Here is a 15,454-nt window from a genome sequence, read left to right on the forward strand (position 1 = left end):
CGGGGCGCGGTGCGACCCGCATGCTCTCCCGCGTCAACGGCCTCTCCCGAGCACGCCAAGGACGCCGGTCGGGACGTGCTGACGCCGCTGCGAGGGCACGCGGAAAGGCAGACGCCCCGCCGGTCACCGGACCGGCGGGGCGTCGTCGTGCCCGGGGGAGTCGGCGTCGCTACGGCCCGCAGACGAAGCGCGGTTCGGCCTGGTAGGTCCAGGTGAACTTCTCCCGCTTCACGACCTCGCCGTCCTTGCGGATGATCCGGTACGCGTCCTGGGTGAAGCCGTTGATGCCGTTGGTGGCGATGCAGGACGGTCCGGGCTCCAGGTGGATGACCTTCGGCCTGGTGATGTTCCGGCGAGGGCTGTACTCGGTCTTCACGCTGTCGTAGATCTTGGTGCCCCAGATCGCCACGGTCACCGAACTCGACGTGTACGAGGTGTCGATCATGACCCCGTACGGGGTGTTGTTGCGGAACTTGAAGTCGAGGTTCGGGTAGAAGATCGTCGACTCGATCACCGCGGGGTACCGGCTGAACCAGTACGAGTGCGGCTTGTGCTCGACGTCCTCCAGCCCGGCGTAGTAGATGGCGTTGAACAGGGTGGTGGTGAACTGGGACGTCCCGCCGCCGACCCCGGGCACGAGCTTTCCGTCGAGGATGACCGGCGCGTCGTGGTAGCCCTGCTTGTAGCCGCGCTCACCGGTGTGACCGTTGAGGGAGAACGTCTCGCCGGGCTGGACCACCGTGCCGTCGACGTCCTTGGCGATCTGGACGATGTTCTTGCTGCGCGCCGAGGAGAGGCCACCGGTGAAGTGGGTGGTGAAGCTGGACACCTTCTCCTTGATGCCGAGCTGCGTGACCTTCTCGGTGGTCAGCTTGGCCTCGACCGGCTTGAGCACGCCGTCGACCGTACGGCCGTCGGCCTTCGGCAGGACGGCGAGCAGGTCGCGGCCCAGGGCGTCGTCGTCGAGGCGTTGTCCGGGGCGACTCGGGACGGCCTTCGGCGTTCCACCCGCCAGGGTCATCGAGGCGTCCCGGGGCTCCACCTCGATGGCGGCCAGCTTGTCGCCCAGGGCGGTCCGGAGCTTCTTGACGTCGAGCTTGGGAGTGAGCTTGCCGGTCTTGTCGGCGGGGAAGCTCAGGCTCCGGGCGATCGCGCTCGCCGGGATGGTCACCGACCCCTTCTGGGTGGTCAGCTTGACCGGTGCGGCGACCGCCGGCGCGGCCAGTTCGGCCACCAGACGGTCGACCTCCTCGGCGGTGGTGGCCGGGTGCTTCTCGACCAGCGGCACGGTGACCGGCTCCGCGCCGAGCCAGTTCCTGCGCAACGCCTCGGCGGAGGCCTGCGCGTCGACGGTGAGGGCGGGCTTCGGATGGACCTTCTTCGGGGTGGTGCCGCTGTAGGTGATCTTCGGCATGGTCATCTTGCGTCCCTGCGGGCCGACCGCCGCCTCCAGCACGGTCTCCAACCGGGCCGGGTCGACCGTCACCACCGGCTCGACCGTACGGGAGCCGAAGAGGCGACTGAGCGGGGCGGCCTGGGCCTCGACGGCCGCCGCCACGGTCGCCTCCACGTCCACCGTCAGCCCGACGTCGGCCGGCATGATCTCGGTGGTCCGGTCGCCGATGCGTACCGGCACGGGGGCGGCGAGAGTGACGGCCCGGCGGTCCAGTTCGGCCCGGAGCGCCCGGGCCGCGTCCGCCCGGCTCTTGCCGCCCACCTCGGTGCCGAGCACCGTGGTGCCACGCGGGACCTCGCCGGCGTACGCGTAACCGCCCGCGCCGGCGCCGGCGGCCAGCAGTACCGTCGCCATCCCGGCGGCGAGCACCACCCGTCGCCGTCGCCCGCCGCGCGGGGCGGACGGATCCGGTGCGGGACCGGTGGGCTCCGGACCGGTGGCCGGTTGGGGCGGCCCGGCCTCGGCGGCGGGCCAGGTGACCGCGGTGACCTGGACGGTCGGCCGGTCGTCGGCGGGAGGCAGCTTGTCGCCGTACAGAGTCACAGGCAGAACCTCGATCGGACGTACCACGGGGGGAGCGGGGGACTCCCCGGTGAACGACTACGGTAACCAACGCGGAGGGGTAGCCGGCAGTGTGCACCGCCACGCAGGTCGGTACGCGTGTCGCTCCGGATCGCGCCAGTGCCCTCGATCATGGCACGGTGACGGGGCGCGGAGCGACGGTTACGGGTTGACCTACGCCGGCGGCTGGTTGGACCGGGCCGGGACGCGGCGGGACGACCCGGCGTGGCTGGAGGCACTCCTGACCTGCCGGACACCGGGGTGCTGGCGCTCTGGCGGGACCGTTGCCGGGTGACGGGTGTCGGGACCCGGCCGGTACGCGTTCCGGCCACCGAGGCCGCCGCGCTGATCGCCGGGCTGCCGTTGGGTCGACCGGACTCGATCGACCACCGGCTGCTGCACGACTGGTTGACGGCGGACGACTGATCACTACCGGACGGGCCGGGTGTCCATCCACCGGACGGTTGATCGCCGATCATCCTCAGCGGTTTGTCAGGTGGCCGTTTCCAAAATGTGACCTGTCGATGAAACGGCTACCGCTGGTGAGGTCGGCGCAGGGGTGCTGTGGCAATCGGGATGGTTTGCCCGGTGCGGGTGCTGGGGTGTTCTCACGGCCGGTAAGGAAGTTGCGATCCTCGATGCAACCGTGGAGTTACCGGCGGGTAGCAAGGGTCTTGTGACGTGCGTCGCCACGCGCGACCATCCAATCCGCACGCTGCGCACCGTCAGCAGCACCGTGGGTCCGCAGCGACGTGAAGTGCTCCCCCGTAGTCCCGGTGCCGTTGCCCCGGTGACCCCTTCCGAGGAGGACCCGTGCAGGATTCCACCGACTCCCCGACCCAGGGCGGTGTGCGCTGGCGTCGGTTCGCCGCCATGCTGGTGCCCACCACCGTCGTCGCCGGTGCCATCGTCGTCGGCATGGCCAACGGTGCCATCGCGGCGTCCTTCGCCGTTTCCGGGCAGACGTTCAAGGTCAGCGCCTCCAAGCTGGAGGGCGACGGCTTCAAGCAGTACGGCGGCATGGTCGAGGAGAAGGACGGCACCACCCACCCGGTCGCCGTCTCGGAGATCACCCGCGCCGACCTCCACAACCTCTGCCAGTCGGTGAAGATCCCGAACATGCCGATCGTGCTCACCATCAACGCCGGTGGTGGCGGCAAGCCGGCCACCGCCAGCGGTCTGCTGATCGACATGGAATCGCTGGAGGGCGACGCCACCTTCTCGAACATCAAGATCGGACGGGACGCCACCGACCTGAACGCGAAGGCCACGCCGAAGTCGTTCGGGCAGAGCGCGGACAGCGTCGTCATCACCGACCTGAAGCAGGTGGCCCGCTCGACGAGCGCCGGCACCTTCACCCTGACCGGGCTCAAGTTGAAGGTGAACGTCGGCGCCGAGGCCAAGGAGTGCTTCTGAGGTGACCCCGGGGCCCACGCGGGACACCGCCGTGGGCCCCGCCGGCCCGTTCCCTCCCGCCCCACCACCCGAGCCGCCAGGAGGCGTACGTGACAAGCGCGGACCCGCAGCATGCCCGTTCGGGCGGGTTCAGCCAGACGAGGCGGAGATTCCACCGGTGGCGGCGGAGCCGGCCGTTCTGGGGCGGGCTGCTGACCGCCCTGGCCGGTGTGCAGATCTTCGGCACCACCCAGATGAGCCTCGGCGGCCTGACGTTCCAGATCGGGCCGACCGGATTTCTCTCCTGGGTGATCCCCACCATCCTGGTGGCCTGCGGGATGTTCATGTGGTTCACCCCGCAGCACCGGATGTTCTACGCCGTCGTCGCGGCGGTCACCGCGCTGTTCTCGCTGATCGGCGTCAACCTCGGCGGCTTCTTCGTCGGCCTGCTGCTGGGCATGGTCGGCAGCGCGCTCGGCTTCGCCTGGGCGCCCGCCCGTGCGCCGGCAGCGTCCGTCACCGGGGAAGCGGTGCCTTCCGGTGAGCCGCCCGTCGTCGCGCAGTCCACTGCCGTGCCGCCCGCCGGTGCCCCGTCGGCTGGACCGGGCCCGGCGGGTGGATCAGGCTCGTCGGGTGGATCGGGCCCGTCGGGTGGATCGGGCTCGTCGGCCGGGCCCGAGGCGGACGACCCGGACCGGACCCTGGTCGACGAGATCATGCCCGTCGACCGGGCGGCCGGACCGTCCCCCCGCGATCCCCGGTTCCTCGCCGGGGCGGTGGCCCTGCTCGGCCTCGGCACGGCCGTTCTGCTGGCCCTGAACGGCCCGATGCCGGTGCGGGCCGCCCCGCTCGGCTCCGACTGCCCCACGCCGACCGCCTCGGCCCCGTCCGGCCCGCCCACCACCCCGGGGCCGTCGGCCACCCCGGACCCCGGTGACGACACCCCGACCCCCGATCCCGGTACGGCTCGCCCGACCACGCCCGCCGGACCGGACGCTGACCCGGTCACCTCCGCCCGACCGGACGCCGGACCGGCCACCGACGTCGGGGGAAACGGGGACCTCCGTACCGGGGACGACGCCCGGGAGCAGCCGGACCCGACCCCGGTCGGGACCACGCCGGCGGCCACCCCGGGCCGACCGCCCGCGGCGCGCCCCGCCCCGGCCGCGACGTCCGCCGCCCCGCCGGCCTGCGCGACTCCCACACCCGGCGAGCCTGACGAGTCCGAGCAGCCCGAGCCGGTCCGGCCGGGCAAGCCGTTGCCCCGGATCGATGCCGACCCGGAAACGCCCACGGTGGGTACGCCGTCGAAGCTCACCGGCTCGAAGGTGGTGATGACCGGGATCCGCTTCGAGGGGGTCGTCGACCTGAGGACGATCGACAGCACCCTGCGGGCGTTGAAGTTCAGCATGCGTCGGGCGGTGACCGACGACTTCGCACTCCAGTCGGCCGGCACCGCCGGAACCCCGCTGCGCTACGTCACCGACCAGCTCACCGTCGACGGCGACGTGGCGTTCTACGCCACCCGGTTCACCGGTCGAATCGCCCTGCTCGGCGGTCCCGGTCTGGTCACCGTCACGCTCACCCCGGACCTGCCGTTCCCGGACGGCATCCCGATCACCGCGCCGCAGCTCGTCTTCCAGGACCCGGTGATCGACCTGGCCTTCGTCGACTGCGACGTCCTCACCACCGGGGACGAACCGCTCCGGCTGACCCTGCCCTGAGCCGACCGACGAGACGGACCGGACGTCACCGCCCGGCCCGGTCGTCACCCGGTGCCTCAGAGCCGGGCGAGTGCCCGGCGCAGCGGGTCGAGCCCGAGCGCGCCCAGGTCGAGCGCCTGCCGGTGGAACTCCTTCAGGTCGAACTCGGCGCCCTTGCGGATCTTCGCCTCGTCCCGGGCCTGGAGCCAGATCCGCTCGCCGACCTTGTACGACGGGGCCTGCCCCGGCCAGCCCAGGTAGCGGTTCAGCTCGAAGCGCAGGTTCTCGTCCGGCACCCGGCAGTGCGCGCGCATGAACTCCCAGCCCAGCTCCGGCGTCCACCGCTCGCCCGGGTGGAAGCCGAACGGGTTGCCCCGGGGGATCTCCAGCTCCAGGTGCATGCCGATGTCGACGATGACCCGGGCCGCCCGGAACGCCTGCGCGTCGAGCATGCCGAGCCGGTCACCCGGGTCCTCCAGGTAGCCCAGTTCCTCCATCAGGCGTTCGGCGTAGAGCGCCCAGCCCTCGCCGTGCCCGGAGACCCAGCAGAGCAGCCGCTGCCAGCGGTTGAGCAGCTCCGCCCGGACGGCGGTCTGCCCGACCTGAAGGTGGTGACCCGGCACGCCCTCGTGGTAGACGGTGGTCACCTCGCGCCAGGTGGAGAAGTCGGTGACGCCCTGCGGCACGGCCCACCACATCCGGCCCGGCCGGGAGAAGTCCTCGCTGGGGCCGGTGTAGTAGATGCCGCCGTCACTGGTCGGGGCGAGGCGGCACTCGATGCGGCGTACCTGCTCGGGGATGTCGAAGTGGGTGCCGTGCAGCTCGCCGACGGCCTTGTCGGCGAGCGCCTGCATCCAGTCCCGGAACGCCTCCTTGCCCTGGATCGTGCGGGCCGGGTCGGCGTCCAGCGCGGCCACCGCCTCGTCGATGGTCGCCCCGGGGCCGACGATCCGGGCGGCCACCGTCCGCATGTCGGCCTCCAGGCGGGCCAGCTCCTCGAAGCCCCAGGCGTACGTCTCGTCCAGGTCGATCTTCGCGCCGAGGAAGTACTGGGAGGCCAGCGCGTAGCGCTCCCGGCCGGCCGCCTGCTTCTCCCGCCCCCGGGGCGCCAGCTCGGTGCGGAGGAACCGGCCGAACTCGGCGGTCGCCGCGGTGGCCGCCGCCGCACCCCGGCGCAGGTCCGCGCCGAGCGTGCCGTCGGCGCCGAGCCGCTCGACCAGGCCGTGGAAGAAGTTGTCGCCGTCCGGATCGGTCCAGATGTCGCACTGCTTGGCGACCTCGACCATCTGCGTCCGGGAGGAGACGTGGCCCGCGTCGGCCGCCGCGCGCAGCGTGGTCTTGTAGCCCTCCAGCGCGCCGGCGAACTGGTGGAGCCGGGTGGCGACGTTCGCCATCGCCTGCTCGCCCTCGGTCGGCATGAGGTCGAAGACCGAGCGGATGTCGTGCAGGCCGCTGGCGATCACGTTGATCGCGCTGGTCTCCTCGCCCGCGTCGTAGCGGGCCAGGGTCAGACCCAGCCGCTCCTGCATGGCCTCCTTGGCGGTCCGCTCCGCCAGCGTCTCCGGCTCGATGACGTCCAGTTCGGCCAGCGTGCGCCGGTCCAGCTCGGCGCGGGCGGCATAGCCGTCCGGCGACAGGTCGTCGAGCCGGTCGTCCTGGCCGGCGATGCCGGTGTAGGTGGCGCCGGCCGGATTGAGTACGGCCCACTCCACCACGTACCGGTTCGCGAGGTCGTCGATTCGTCCCACGGGGGAACCCTACGTGACCGGCTCCCCGGGCTGTCGACCTTCTTTCCGGCGCGCCCGGCCAGCGGTTCGGTCGGCTCTCCGCTCACTCAGGGCAGCAGCTCGGCCGGGTCCAGGTCGATCGGGAACGGCGCGTCGACCGTCAGCCGCTCGCCGCCGACCGCCTTGGCGACCGGGGTGTACCCGCCGGCCGCGTCGAGGGCCATCGGTCGCCGCCTCCTCGGCTGGTCAACGCCACCGCGGTAGGCAGGTTGCGGTGACGCGCGACACGGCGACCGGATATCGCCGGACAATGTCGGAGGGCTACGGCAGAGTGTCAGGAGTGACACCGGACTCCACCCCTGACCGGGCGCCCCTGCGTAGTTGGCTGCCCGGTTTCGTCCTGCTCGCGGCGATCTGGGGCTCCAGTTTCCTGTTCATCAAGATCGGGATCCGGGAGCTGCACCCGCTCTACGTCACCCTGGGGCGTGTCGCCACCGGGGCGCTGACCCTCCTCGTGGTGCTCGCCGTGCTCCGCGACCGGCTTCCCCGGGACCGTCGGCTCTGGCTGCACCTCACGGTGGTGGCCGCGTTCGGTGTGGCGCTCCCGTTCACCCTCTTCGGCTACGGCGAGCAGCGGATCCCGTCGATGCTGGCCGGCATCTGGAACGCCACCACGCCGCTGGTCGTCCTGCCGCTGGCGGTGCTGGTGTTCCGGACCGAGCGGTTGACCACCCGACGGGCCGTCGGACTCGGGCTGGGCTTCGCCGGGGTGCTGGTGGTGCTCGGGGTCTGGCAGGGCGTCAGCGGTGCCACCTTCACCGGGCAGTTGATGTGCTTCGGCGCGGCGGCCTGCTACGGCATGGCCATCCCGTACCAGAAGCGGTTCGTCGCGGGCCGGGCGGAGTCGGGGCTGGCGCTGTCGGCGGCGCAGCTGCTGCTCGCCACCGTCCAGCTGGCGGTGGTGGCACCGCTGGTGGCGGGAGCACCGCCCGCGCCCGCCGCGCTCTCCTGGGACGTGGTGGCCAGCGTGCTGGCGCTCGGCGCCCTCGGCACCGGGTTGGCCTTCGTGATCAACATGCACAACATCCGGCTGGTCGGCGCGAGCGCGGCGTCCACGGTGACCTACCTGATCCCGGTCTTCGCGGTGCTCATCGGCGCCGTGGCCCTCGACGAGACGCCCACCTGGCACCAGCCGGTCGGGGCGCTGGTCGTGCTGCTCGGGGTGGCGGTGTCGCAGGGCCTCCTCCGCTGGCCGCGCCGTGCGGCGACCACCACCGCCGCCGCGCCCGCCGTGCCCACCGTGGCCTCCCGGAACTGACCCCGGCCGGCCCGGTCGGTCCGCCGCCCGGTTCGTTGGCCCTCAGGTCGGCGGCGGTGTCCCGGGGCCCGTCGGCCCGGTTCGTCCGCCGGCTGGGTGGCTGCCGGTGCGGGCCCGGTGGATCCTCAGGCGGGGTCGTGGCTCCGCGCCCAGGCGACCAGCTCGTCGGCCGACCGGGTGTTCACCACCCGGTCGGCGGGCACCCCGCACCGGGCGGCCCGTTCGCACCCGAAGCGCTGCCAGTCGAGCTGCCCCGGGGCGTGCGCGTCGGTGTTCACCGCGAAGACACAGCCGGCCTCCAGGGCACGCCGGATCAGCCGCTTCGGCGGGTCCTGCCGCTCCGGCCGTGAGTTGATCTCGACGGCCTTGCCGTGTTCGGCGCAGGCGGCGAAGGCGGCGTCGGCGTCGAAGTCGCTCTCCGGCCGGGTACGCGGCCGGTGCGCCCGGTCGCCCGGCCCGCTCACCCCGGCCGGCCGGGACGCCACCATCCGCCCGGTGCAGTGCCCGAGGATGTCCAGGTGCGGGTTGGCGACGGCGGTGAGCATCCGGCGGGTCATCCTCGCCCGGTCGTCGTTCAGGCCACTGTGCACCGAGCCGACCACCACGTCCAGCCGGGCGAGCAACTCGTCGTCCTGGTCGAGCGAGCCGTCGGCGAGGATGTCCACCTCGATCCCGGTGAGGACGCGGAACCCCTCCGGCAGCGCGTCGTTGAGTTGCGCCACGTGGTCGAGCTGACGGCGCAGCCGGTCGGCGGTCAGCCCCCGTGCCACCTTCAGCCGGGGCGAGTGGTCGGTCAGGACCAGGTACTCGTGGCCCAGCTCCACCGCGGCGAGGGCCATCTCCTCGATCGGTGACCCGCCGTCGGACCAGTCGGAGTGGGTGTGGCAGTCGCCGCGCAGCGCCGTACGCAGGTCGGTGGCGGCCGCGTCCAGGTCGGTGCCCTCGGTGGCGGCCAGCCGGCGAAGGTAGACCGGCTCCTCGCCGGCCAGCGACTCGACCACGCAGCGGGCGGTGACGTCACCGACCCCGGTCAGCTCGGTGAGCTTCCCGGTGCGGGCCCGTTCGGCCAGCTCCCCGGCGGGCAGGGCGGCGAGGGTCGTGGCCGCGGAGCGGAACGCGCGTACCCGGTAGGTGGCCTCGTTCGCCCGTTCCAGCAGGAACGCGATGCGGCGCAGGTCGGCGACGGGATCCCGGCTCACCCTGCGAACTTACGCCTCCGGTCCCGGTTACGCCCGTCCTTCCGTCCCCGCCTGCCGGCCGCGTCGCGGTCGTCGGCTCGGCGGCGCGGGCTCCCCGTGCCGTCCCCTCCCGGCGGGCGTGCCGGTGGGGGCCGTCGTGGCACGCCACGACGGCCCCCGGGTCGGCGGATGCGGGATCAGGCGTGGGGAAGCCGGAGAACCGACTGGTTGCCCACGCCGAGGGTGGTCGGGTTGTTGCCGATGGCCGACCAGACCTCCAGCTTCACGGTGCCGTTGCGCAGGTTGCCGTGACTGCCGGTGGCCGTCTGGAGGCCCTGGTTCTGGGTGTAGTGCTCGTAGCCCTGGACCGGGTCGGTGGCGAAGTAGCGGTACGTCTCCACCCGCTCGAAGGTGCCGTCACCGGTCAGGTCGTACGAGGCACGCAGCTGCACGCCGTTGCCGACCGCCGTGCCGGCGTCGAGGAAGAGGTCGAAGCTGCCGTTGCCGCCCTGGTAGGTGAGGTCGAGGCCGGTCGCGGTGAAGACCAGCGCGTTGGTGGGTCGTCCGTCGTGGTTGCCGTTGGCGGCGGCGACCGTGGCGGTGCCCGCCGTGCCGGCACCCGCGAGACCGCCGCCGGCGAGCAGGTAGCGGGTCGGGGAGTCCGGCGTGCCGGTGGGGGTGGGGGTCGGGGTCGGGCTGGACGTCGGGGTCGGGCTGGACGTGGGCGTCGTGGTCGGCGTGGGACTCGGGTTCACACCGCCGTTGGCGTTGCCGCCGCTCCAGGTGTACGCCCCGGTGGTGGCGGTCTTACCCGCCGCCACGTTCAGCGTGGTGCCGTTGGAGAACCGGACGGTGATCGGGGACGCGCTGATGTTGCTCGCCACGTACGTACGGGCCCCGTTGCGGACGAACACCGCCGCCAGCGGGTGGTTCGCCGTCACCGACCGGTCGACGTTGCCCAGCGCGGCGAGGTTGCGTACCCAGTGGAAGGTGTGTGCCCGGCTCTCGCCCTCCTCGGGGGTGTAACCGGGGTTGGCGCGGAGCTTGGCCAGGGCCGAGTCCGGGTCGCCGAGGGCGAGGAACTGCCAGTGGATGTCCTGCCACACGGTGGGCTCACCACCGTTGTTGCGGACCAGTTCGGCGTAGTTCGTCGAGTTGTACGCCGGCCGGTAGCCCATGTACAGGTGGCCGCCGGTGACCGGGAGCATGTTGATGCCCTGGATCATCTCCGGCTCGGCGCTGAACCAGGTGGCGTACGCGCCGCCGTCGCCCCAGACCATGCCGACCGTGGAGTGGCCGAACGCGGCCGGGAAGTTCTCGTTGTCGACGTCGAACCAGTACTCGTTGATCGCCGCCGCCTGGGTGGTGTACATCCAGATGCCGGCGTCCCGGACGGCGGTGTCGCCGGTGGCCTGACCCCACTGGATCAGCGCGTTGGCGAAGTTCATCCCCTCCGACGAGGACTCCTGGTTGTTGCCGGAGGCGAACGATCCGTGCCCGGAGGCCCAGTCGTGGCCGGCGTAGATGTCAAAGTCGCGCAGGTAGGGGAAGCGGGTGTCGCTGCGCACGTAGTTGTTCGCGTCCCGGATGAGCAGGTCGACCATGCCGCCGTACTGGTCGGCGCGGGCCCAGGTCGGGTCGAACTTGGCCAGGGTCGCGGCGGCGGCGATGTAGTAGCCGTAGTGGAAGTGGTGGTCGTTCAGCTCCTGGTCGGAGCCGTACGACGCGGGGTAGCCGATCAGCGTGCCCCAGTTGCGGTCGTAGTAGAACAGCCGCTGGGTCTTGCCCGACGAGGCGGTGAACCAGTCGGTCAGCGTGCTGCGGATGGCGTTCAGCGCGGCGGTGCGCGTGTCGGTGTCACCGACCAGGTCGGCGATCTCGGCGATCCGGGCGGCCCGGCCGAGGCCCTTGCCGGTCCAGTAGGTGTCGTTGCCCCGCTGGTCCATCGGGTTACTCCGGACGGCGGCCAGGTGGTTGCGCAGCGTGGTCAGGTCGCTGCCGGTGCCGGTGGCGACGGCGGGCAGCTCGGGCACCACCCCGTGGAACTTCATCGACGTCTGGAACTGGGCGACGCCGGTGAGCACCTTCATCCGGCCCCGGGCCGACGGGTAGGTCTGGGCGATCGGGGTGGATCCGGCCAGCGACTTCCAGTGGTGCGGGTAGAGGCTGACCACGGTCCGGTTGGCGCTGCCCTCGCGGGCGGTGGTGGTGAACGCGTACGTCGTCTGGACCGTGCTGCTGGCCTGGTCGTAGCTGTAGGAGACGCGGGTGCCGGTGACGTGGGCGTGCGCGTACTGGCCGTAGGTGGCGGCGAGCGAGGCGCGGGCCGTCGAGTCGCTGGTCTGCGGCAGCAGGGCCACCGAGAAGTAGCCCCGGCCGGCCAGGTTGGACGAGATCCGGGTGCCGCTGACCGTCCAGGTGGCCCCGGTCGGGGCGTACGCGACGTAGTTGTTGCCGCGGACGGTGAAGCCGATGGTGCCGCCGCCGTTCGACCAGACGGTGGGGCTGCCGCCGGTCACGTTGACCACCGCGTCGCCGCCGCCGGTCTGGAAGTAGGCGTACGGCAGGCCGTGGCCGATGGTGGCCCGCATCGTCCGTGCGCCGTCGCTCCAGTGCGGGCTGACCGTCCAGTCGGTCCAGCCGTCGACCTTGACGTTCGGCGCGGCGAGCCCGGCCACCCCGACCCGGATGTCCTCCTGGTACGGGTACTTGAACTCGCCGACGCCGGTCGCCGTGCCGGTGATGACGGGGGTGGAGGTGGCCGAGAAGCCGAGACCGTCGGTGAGCGTGTTGAACGAGATCGGGTGCGCGTGCAGCGGCTCGCTGAACGCGCAGTTGGTCTTCTTCCACAGCAGGGACGACCACCAGTCGTTGGTGGGCACCGGGCCGGTGGGGGCGTTGGCGGTGACGAACTGGCGGGGGTTGGTCGACATCTGCCCGCAGCCGGCGGGGAGAGGGCCGACCGGGTCGGTGGTGTAGCTGCCCCGGCCGACGGTGGCGGCCTCGGCGGGGGTGGTGACGCTGACGGCCAGGCCGCCGACGAGGACGGCCAGGGCGGTCGCGGCGGCCAGCGCCAGCGGGCGGTGGGGGACGGGAGGTTTCATCGGGCCTCCATCGCGCGTCCGACGCCGGTTTGGTCGGCTCCGGGGCGCTTGTCAGAAATGGGGGGAAAGGGTGCTGTGAGAGCGCTCTCTCGCTCGGACGGTAGCCGACAAGGCAACACTCGTCAATGTGTCCTACCCGTTAAAGGCTGAGTGGAGGATCAGTTCGCCGAGGTGGGGGCGGGTGGGCAGCCGTGCTTGCGATGCCAGGCCCGCACCTCGGCGGCCGGCTCCCGGTCGACCCCGCGCCGCCAGGCGTCCAGATAACGCGCCGGCCAGACCACGCCCCGCCGGATCCACCAGCCGTCCTTCCCCGGGCAGGGCGGCGAGATGCCGAAGTGCAGGTGGCAGACGTTGTTCGCGTTGCCCGTCCGACCCACCAGGCCGAGCTGCTGCCCGGACCGGACACGGACCCCCGCGTCCACCCCGTCGGCGACCACGCTGAGGTGGGAGCCGTAGTACCGCACACCGTCGTCCCCGAGCAGCGACACCGAGAGGCCGCCGTTGTTCGGCCCCTTCGGCCCGTCCGGGTCGAAGCGGTCCACCCGACTCACCTCGAGGATCTCGCCGTCGGTCACCGCGACCACCGGCTCGCCGCAGTCGGCGAAGATGTCCGTGCCCGGATACGCCGAGTGGGTCGGGTGGTAGCCGACCTTGCGTGACCGCACCGGGAAGGCGTACCGCAGACCGGTGGCCGTCGGCGCGGGACGGACGGTCGGCGTCCCGGTCGCCACCGGCGGCGATGCCGGGGCGGACCCGGTCGGCGACCACGACCCGACCGGTGCCGACGCCGACGGAGCGCTCACCGGCCGGGAGGTCGCGCATCCGGCCAGCAGCACCGGCACGAGCAGCAGCAGAACCGGCCGCGTGGACCCATACCCGATCAGTCGCGGCAACACCCGACCATCCTGGCAGACCACTACGGTGGGAGGGGGCCCGCCGGGCCCGGGGAGGAGTGACGGCGATGACCTGGCAACCCGGCCCGCCGCCCCCGCCGGGCGTGGGACACCCGATGGGGCGTACCCCGTCGGGTCTCTTCCCCTCCGGGCGGCCCGTCCGCCCGACCTACCGCGAGCCGCATCCCGTCACCGGCAGCGGCGTCGCCGTCGGTGGCGCGGTCGGCGCCGCCTGGCTGCTCTTCTTCGGCCTGCTCGGCGAGGGCCTGCGCGGCTACGCCTGGTGGACGGTGGGCGCCGGCCTGGTCGCCTGGGTCGTCGCCCTGGTGCTCGTCCGCTTCGGCGACCGGGGCGTGGGCACCGGCGTGGCGATCGTCACCGCCGGTGGCTGGAGCATCGCCGTGGCCGTGGTGGTGGCGAGCTGGGCGGGCAGCGGGAACTGGCCGCTCTGGTGACCACCGGACCGGGGCTCAACGGTCCGCTCCGGTAAGCGCTGCGTGGTCGTCCCGCTGCACACCGAAGCACGTCTTGACGTACGCGACACGACTGGGTCACCCTCGGCGGTATGGCCTGGACCACCCCGCGGCTCGACCCCGACCGCAGCCGCCGACGCCTGCAGCTCCTCGCGGAACTGGCCGGGGCCAGAGCGGTCCGCCAACGCGAGCGACCGCAGCGGGTACGCAGTGAGCGGCTACGCCAGCTCATCGCCACCCGTCGCCGGGTCGCCGGCTGAACCAGCCACCCACGGTCGGGTCGCCGGCCGGGACGGGCTCGACTTTCCCGGGGATTGACCGCCTCATCGGGGCGTTGACCGGTCGCCCGCCGATGCGACCGGCTACCGTGCACGCGTAACAGGTCGGCACGCGGTGCCGGGTAGTCAGGGGGGACAGTGTCGTACTTCGCTGCGGCCGCAGTACGGGACGCGGGCGGCTGGACCGCCGCCGAGGTGAACCTGCGGGGCGTCACGGATCTCGACGAGGTGGCCGAGCGCCTGCGGGACGTCGAGCCCGACGCCGACCTGTCCCTGCTCTTCGTCGAGGCCGACGACGCGTACCTGGTGGTGCTGCGCCTGGACGAGGGGGAGGACCTGCGGGTCTTCGGCTCCGACTCGGCGTACGCCGAGGAGTCTCAGCTCGGGTCGGTGCTGGTCGGCGACCTGAAGGCCCCCGACCTGGACGACGTCGGCGACGTGCGGCGGACGACCGGCGGCGGGGAGAGCGACCAGCCGGCGGTCGACCCCGAGGCCGACCCGGTCGGGGACGCCGACCTCCTCGACGACCTGGGCATCCCCGCGCAGCGGCTGGTCACCCTCTGCACCCGGGAGGGGATGCTCCCCGCCGACGTCACCGCCGAGGTGTGTCAGGTGCTCGGCTGTGCCGACGAGGTCGAGGAGCTGCGCGAGGTGTGAACGAGCCTCCTGCCACCGGTGGGCTCCCCTCCGCCGCCGACTTTCCGCTTCCTGCCGGTGAGCCGGCGGACGTCACGGACCCCGCCCTGGAGACCGTCCGGCCGGGCCAACCCACCCCCGGGTACGCCGGACGGATCGGACCGGGGGCGGAGGAGGGGCTGGCCGACCCGGGCGGTGTCGGCCGCCGGCAGCGGCACGAACTGTGGATGCGCCGCGCGCTGGCGGTCGCCGTCACCGGCCCGGACACCCCGACCGCGGCTCCGGTCGGCGCGGACGACATCCCGGTCGGCGCAGTGCTCTACGACCCGAACGGCGTCGAACTGGCCGTCGGGCGCAACGAGCGGGAACTGACCGGCGACCCGACCGCGCACGCCGAGGTGCTGGCCCTGCGCCGGGGCGCGCAGCGGCTCGGACACTGGCGGTTGGACGGCTGCACCCTGGTGGTGACCCTGGAACCGTGCACGATGTGCGCGGGCGCGTTGGTGCTGGCCCGGGTGTCGACGGTGGTCTTCGGGGCCTGGGAGCCGAAGACCGGGGCGGCCGGTTCGCTCTGGGACGTGCTGCGTGACCGCCGGCTCAACCACCGGCCCGAGGTGTACGGCGGCATCCTGGAGACCGAGTCCGCCGCCCTGCTGCGCGCCTTCTTCCGCTGACGCCGCACCGCCTCAGCACGATGTGCTGCGGCCTTACGTCGTGTGGCGTGGCGTCGTA

At 72.6% G+C, this 15,454-nt stretch carries 13 protein-coding genes; 8 read left to right on the top strand and 5 right to left on the bottom strand.

What is annotated here, in order from left to right:
- Positions 1-169: 169 nt before the first annotated feature.
- Entirely contained in the window at positions 170-2,005 is a 1,836-nt protein-coding gene (locus tag GA0070618_RS11610; RefSeq protein ID WP_088985459.1) for a VanW family protein, read from the bottom strand.
- 237 nt (positions 2,006-2,242) lie between these two features.
- Here GA0070618_RS11610 and GA0070618_RS11615 point away from each other — a divergent pair, with 237 nt between their 5' ends.
- The 3 genes from GA0070618_RS11615 to GA0070618_RS11625 all read left to right on the top strand — a co-directional run bounded on the left by GA0070618_RS11615 (position 2,243) and on the right by GA0070618_RS11625 (position 5,136).
- Entirely contained in the window at positions 2,243-2,443 is a 201-nt protein-coding gene (locus GA0070618_RS11615; RefSeq protein WP_088981648.1) for a hypothetical protein, read from the top strand.
- Between the two features lie 387 nt (positions 2,444-2,830).
- On the top strand, positions 2,831-3,433 hold the full coding sequence (locus tag GA0070618_RS11620; protein WP_088981649.1) for a DUF6230 family protein: 603 nt from the start codon (positions 2,831-2,833) through the stop codon (positions 3,431-3,433).
- Between the two features lie 89 nt (positions 3,434-3,522).
- Positions 3,523-5,136, top strand: coding sequence for a DUF6114 domain-containing protein (locus GA0070618_RS11625; protein ID WP_088981650.1), 1,614 nt, complete (start codon positions 3,523-3,525; stop codon positions 5,134-5,136).
- 56 nt (positions 5,137-5,192) lie between these two features.
- Here GA0070618_RS11625 and GA0070618_RS11630 read toward each other — a convergent pair whose 3' ends face one another.
- Positions 5,193-6,863: a DUF885 domain-containing protein gene (locus GA0070618_RS11630; RefSeq protein ID WP_088981651.1), complete on the bottom strand. Its 1,671-nt coding sequence runs from the start codon at positions 6,861-6,863 to the stop codon at positions 5,193-5,195.
- Positions 6,864-7,182: 319 nt separating this feature from the next.
- Between GA0070618_RS11630 and GA0070618_RS11635 the strand changes: the two genes are divergently transcribed.
- The gene (locus GA0070618_RS11635; RefSeq protein WP_231931707.1) at positions 7,183-8,160 is read left to right on the top strand and encodes a DMT family transporter; all 978 of its coding nucleotides are present in this window, start codon (positions 7,183-7,185) and stop codon (positions 8,158-8,160) included.
- 125 nt (positions 8,161-8,285) lie between these two features.
- Here GA0070618_RS11635 and GA0070618_RS11640 read toward each other — a convergent pair whose 3' ends face one another.
- The 3 genes from GA0070618_RS11640 to GA0070618_RS11650 form a co-directional block, all read right to left on the bottom strand.
- The gene (locus GA0070618_RS11640; protein ID WP_088981653.1) at positions 8,286-9,359 is read right to left on the bottom strand and encodes a PHP domain-containing protein; all 1,074 of its coding nucleotides are present in this window, start codon (positions 9,357-9,359) and stop codon (positions 8,286-8,288) included.
- Between the two features lie 176 nt (positions 9,360-9,535).
- Entirely contained in the window at positions 9,536-12,442 is a 2,907-nt protein-coding gene (locus GA0070618_RS11645; RefSeq protein WP_088981654.1) for a glycosyl hydrolase, read from the bottom strand.
- Positions 12,443-12,600: 158 nt separating this feature from the next.
- A complete protein-coding gene (locus GA0070618_RS11650; protein ID WP_414467577.1) occupies positions 12,601-13,359 on the bottom strand; it encodes a M23 family metallopeptidase in 759 nt (252 codons plus the stop codon).
- Between the two features lie 44 nt (positions 13,360-13,403).
- Between GA0070618_RS11650 and GA0070618_RS11655 the strand changes: the two genes are divergently transcribed.
- The 4 genes from GA0070618_RS11655 (at position 13,404) to GA0070618_RS11665 (ending at position 15,396) form a co-directional block, all read left to right on the top strand.
- A complete protein-coding gene (locus GA0070618_RS11655) occupies positions 13,404-13,790 on the top strand; it encodes a hypothetical protein (protein WP_231931708.1) in 387 nt (128 codons plus the stop codon).
- A 110-nt stretch (positions 13,791-13,900) separates the two neighbouring features.
- The gene (locus tag GA0070618_RS34000; RefSeq protein WP_170107950.1) at positions 13,901-14,068 is read left to right on the top strand and encodes a hypothetical protein; all 168 of its coding nucleotides are present in this window, start codon (positions 13,901-13,903) and stop codon (positions 14,066-14,068) included.
- 156 nt (positions 14,069-14,224) lie between these two features.
- Positions 14,225-14,743 carry a tRNA adenosine deaminase-associated protein gene (locus tag GA0070618_RS11660; protein WP_088981656.1) on the top strand — a complete coding sequence of 173 codons (519 nt, stop codon included), beginning with the start codon at positions 14,225-14,227 and terminating at the stop codon, positions 14,741-14,743.
- A 206-nt stretch (positions 14,744-14,949) separates the two neighbouring features.
- Positions 14,950-15,396 (top strand): nucleoside deaminase, encoded by a 447-nt coding sequence (locus GA0070618_RS11665; protein ID WP_088985461.1) that lies wholly within the window; start codon positions 14,950-14,952, stop codon positions 15,394-15,396.
- Positions 15,397-15,454 lie beyond the last annotated feature (58 nt).

It is taken from the genome of Micromonospora echinospora (assembly GCF_900091495.1).
In the GTDB taxonomy this organism is placed as follows: Bacteria; Actinomycetota; Actinomycetes; order Mycobacteriales; family Micromonosporaceae; genus Micromonospora; species Micromonospora echinospora.

Excerpts from the sequence above, each read along its gene's own strand:
- GA0070618_RS34000 (WP_170107950.1), top strand. The coding sequence starts at position 13,901 with ATGGCCTGGACCACCCCGCGGCTCGACCCCGACCGCAGCCGCCGACGC.
- GA0070618_RS11645 (WP_088981654.1), bottom strand. The coding sequence starts at position 12,442 with ATGAAACCTCCCGTCCCCCACCGCCCGCTGGCGCTGGCCGCCGCGACC.
- GA0070618_RS11665 (WP_088985461.1), top strand. The coding sequence starts at position 14,950 with ATGCGCCGCGCGCTGGCGGTCGCCGTCACCGGCCCGGACACCCCGACC.
- GA0070618_RS11655 (WP_231931708.1), top strand. The coding sequence starts at position 13,404 with ATGACCTGGCAACCCGGCCCGCCGCCCCCGCCGGGCGTGGGACACCCG.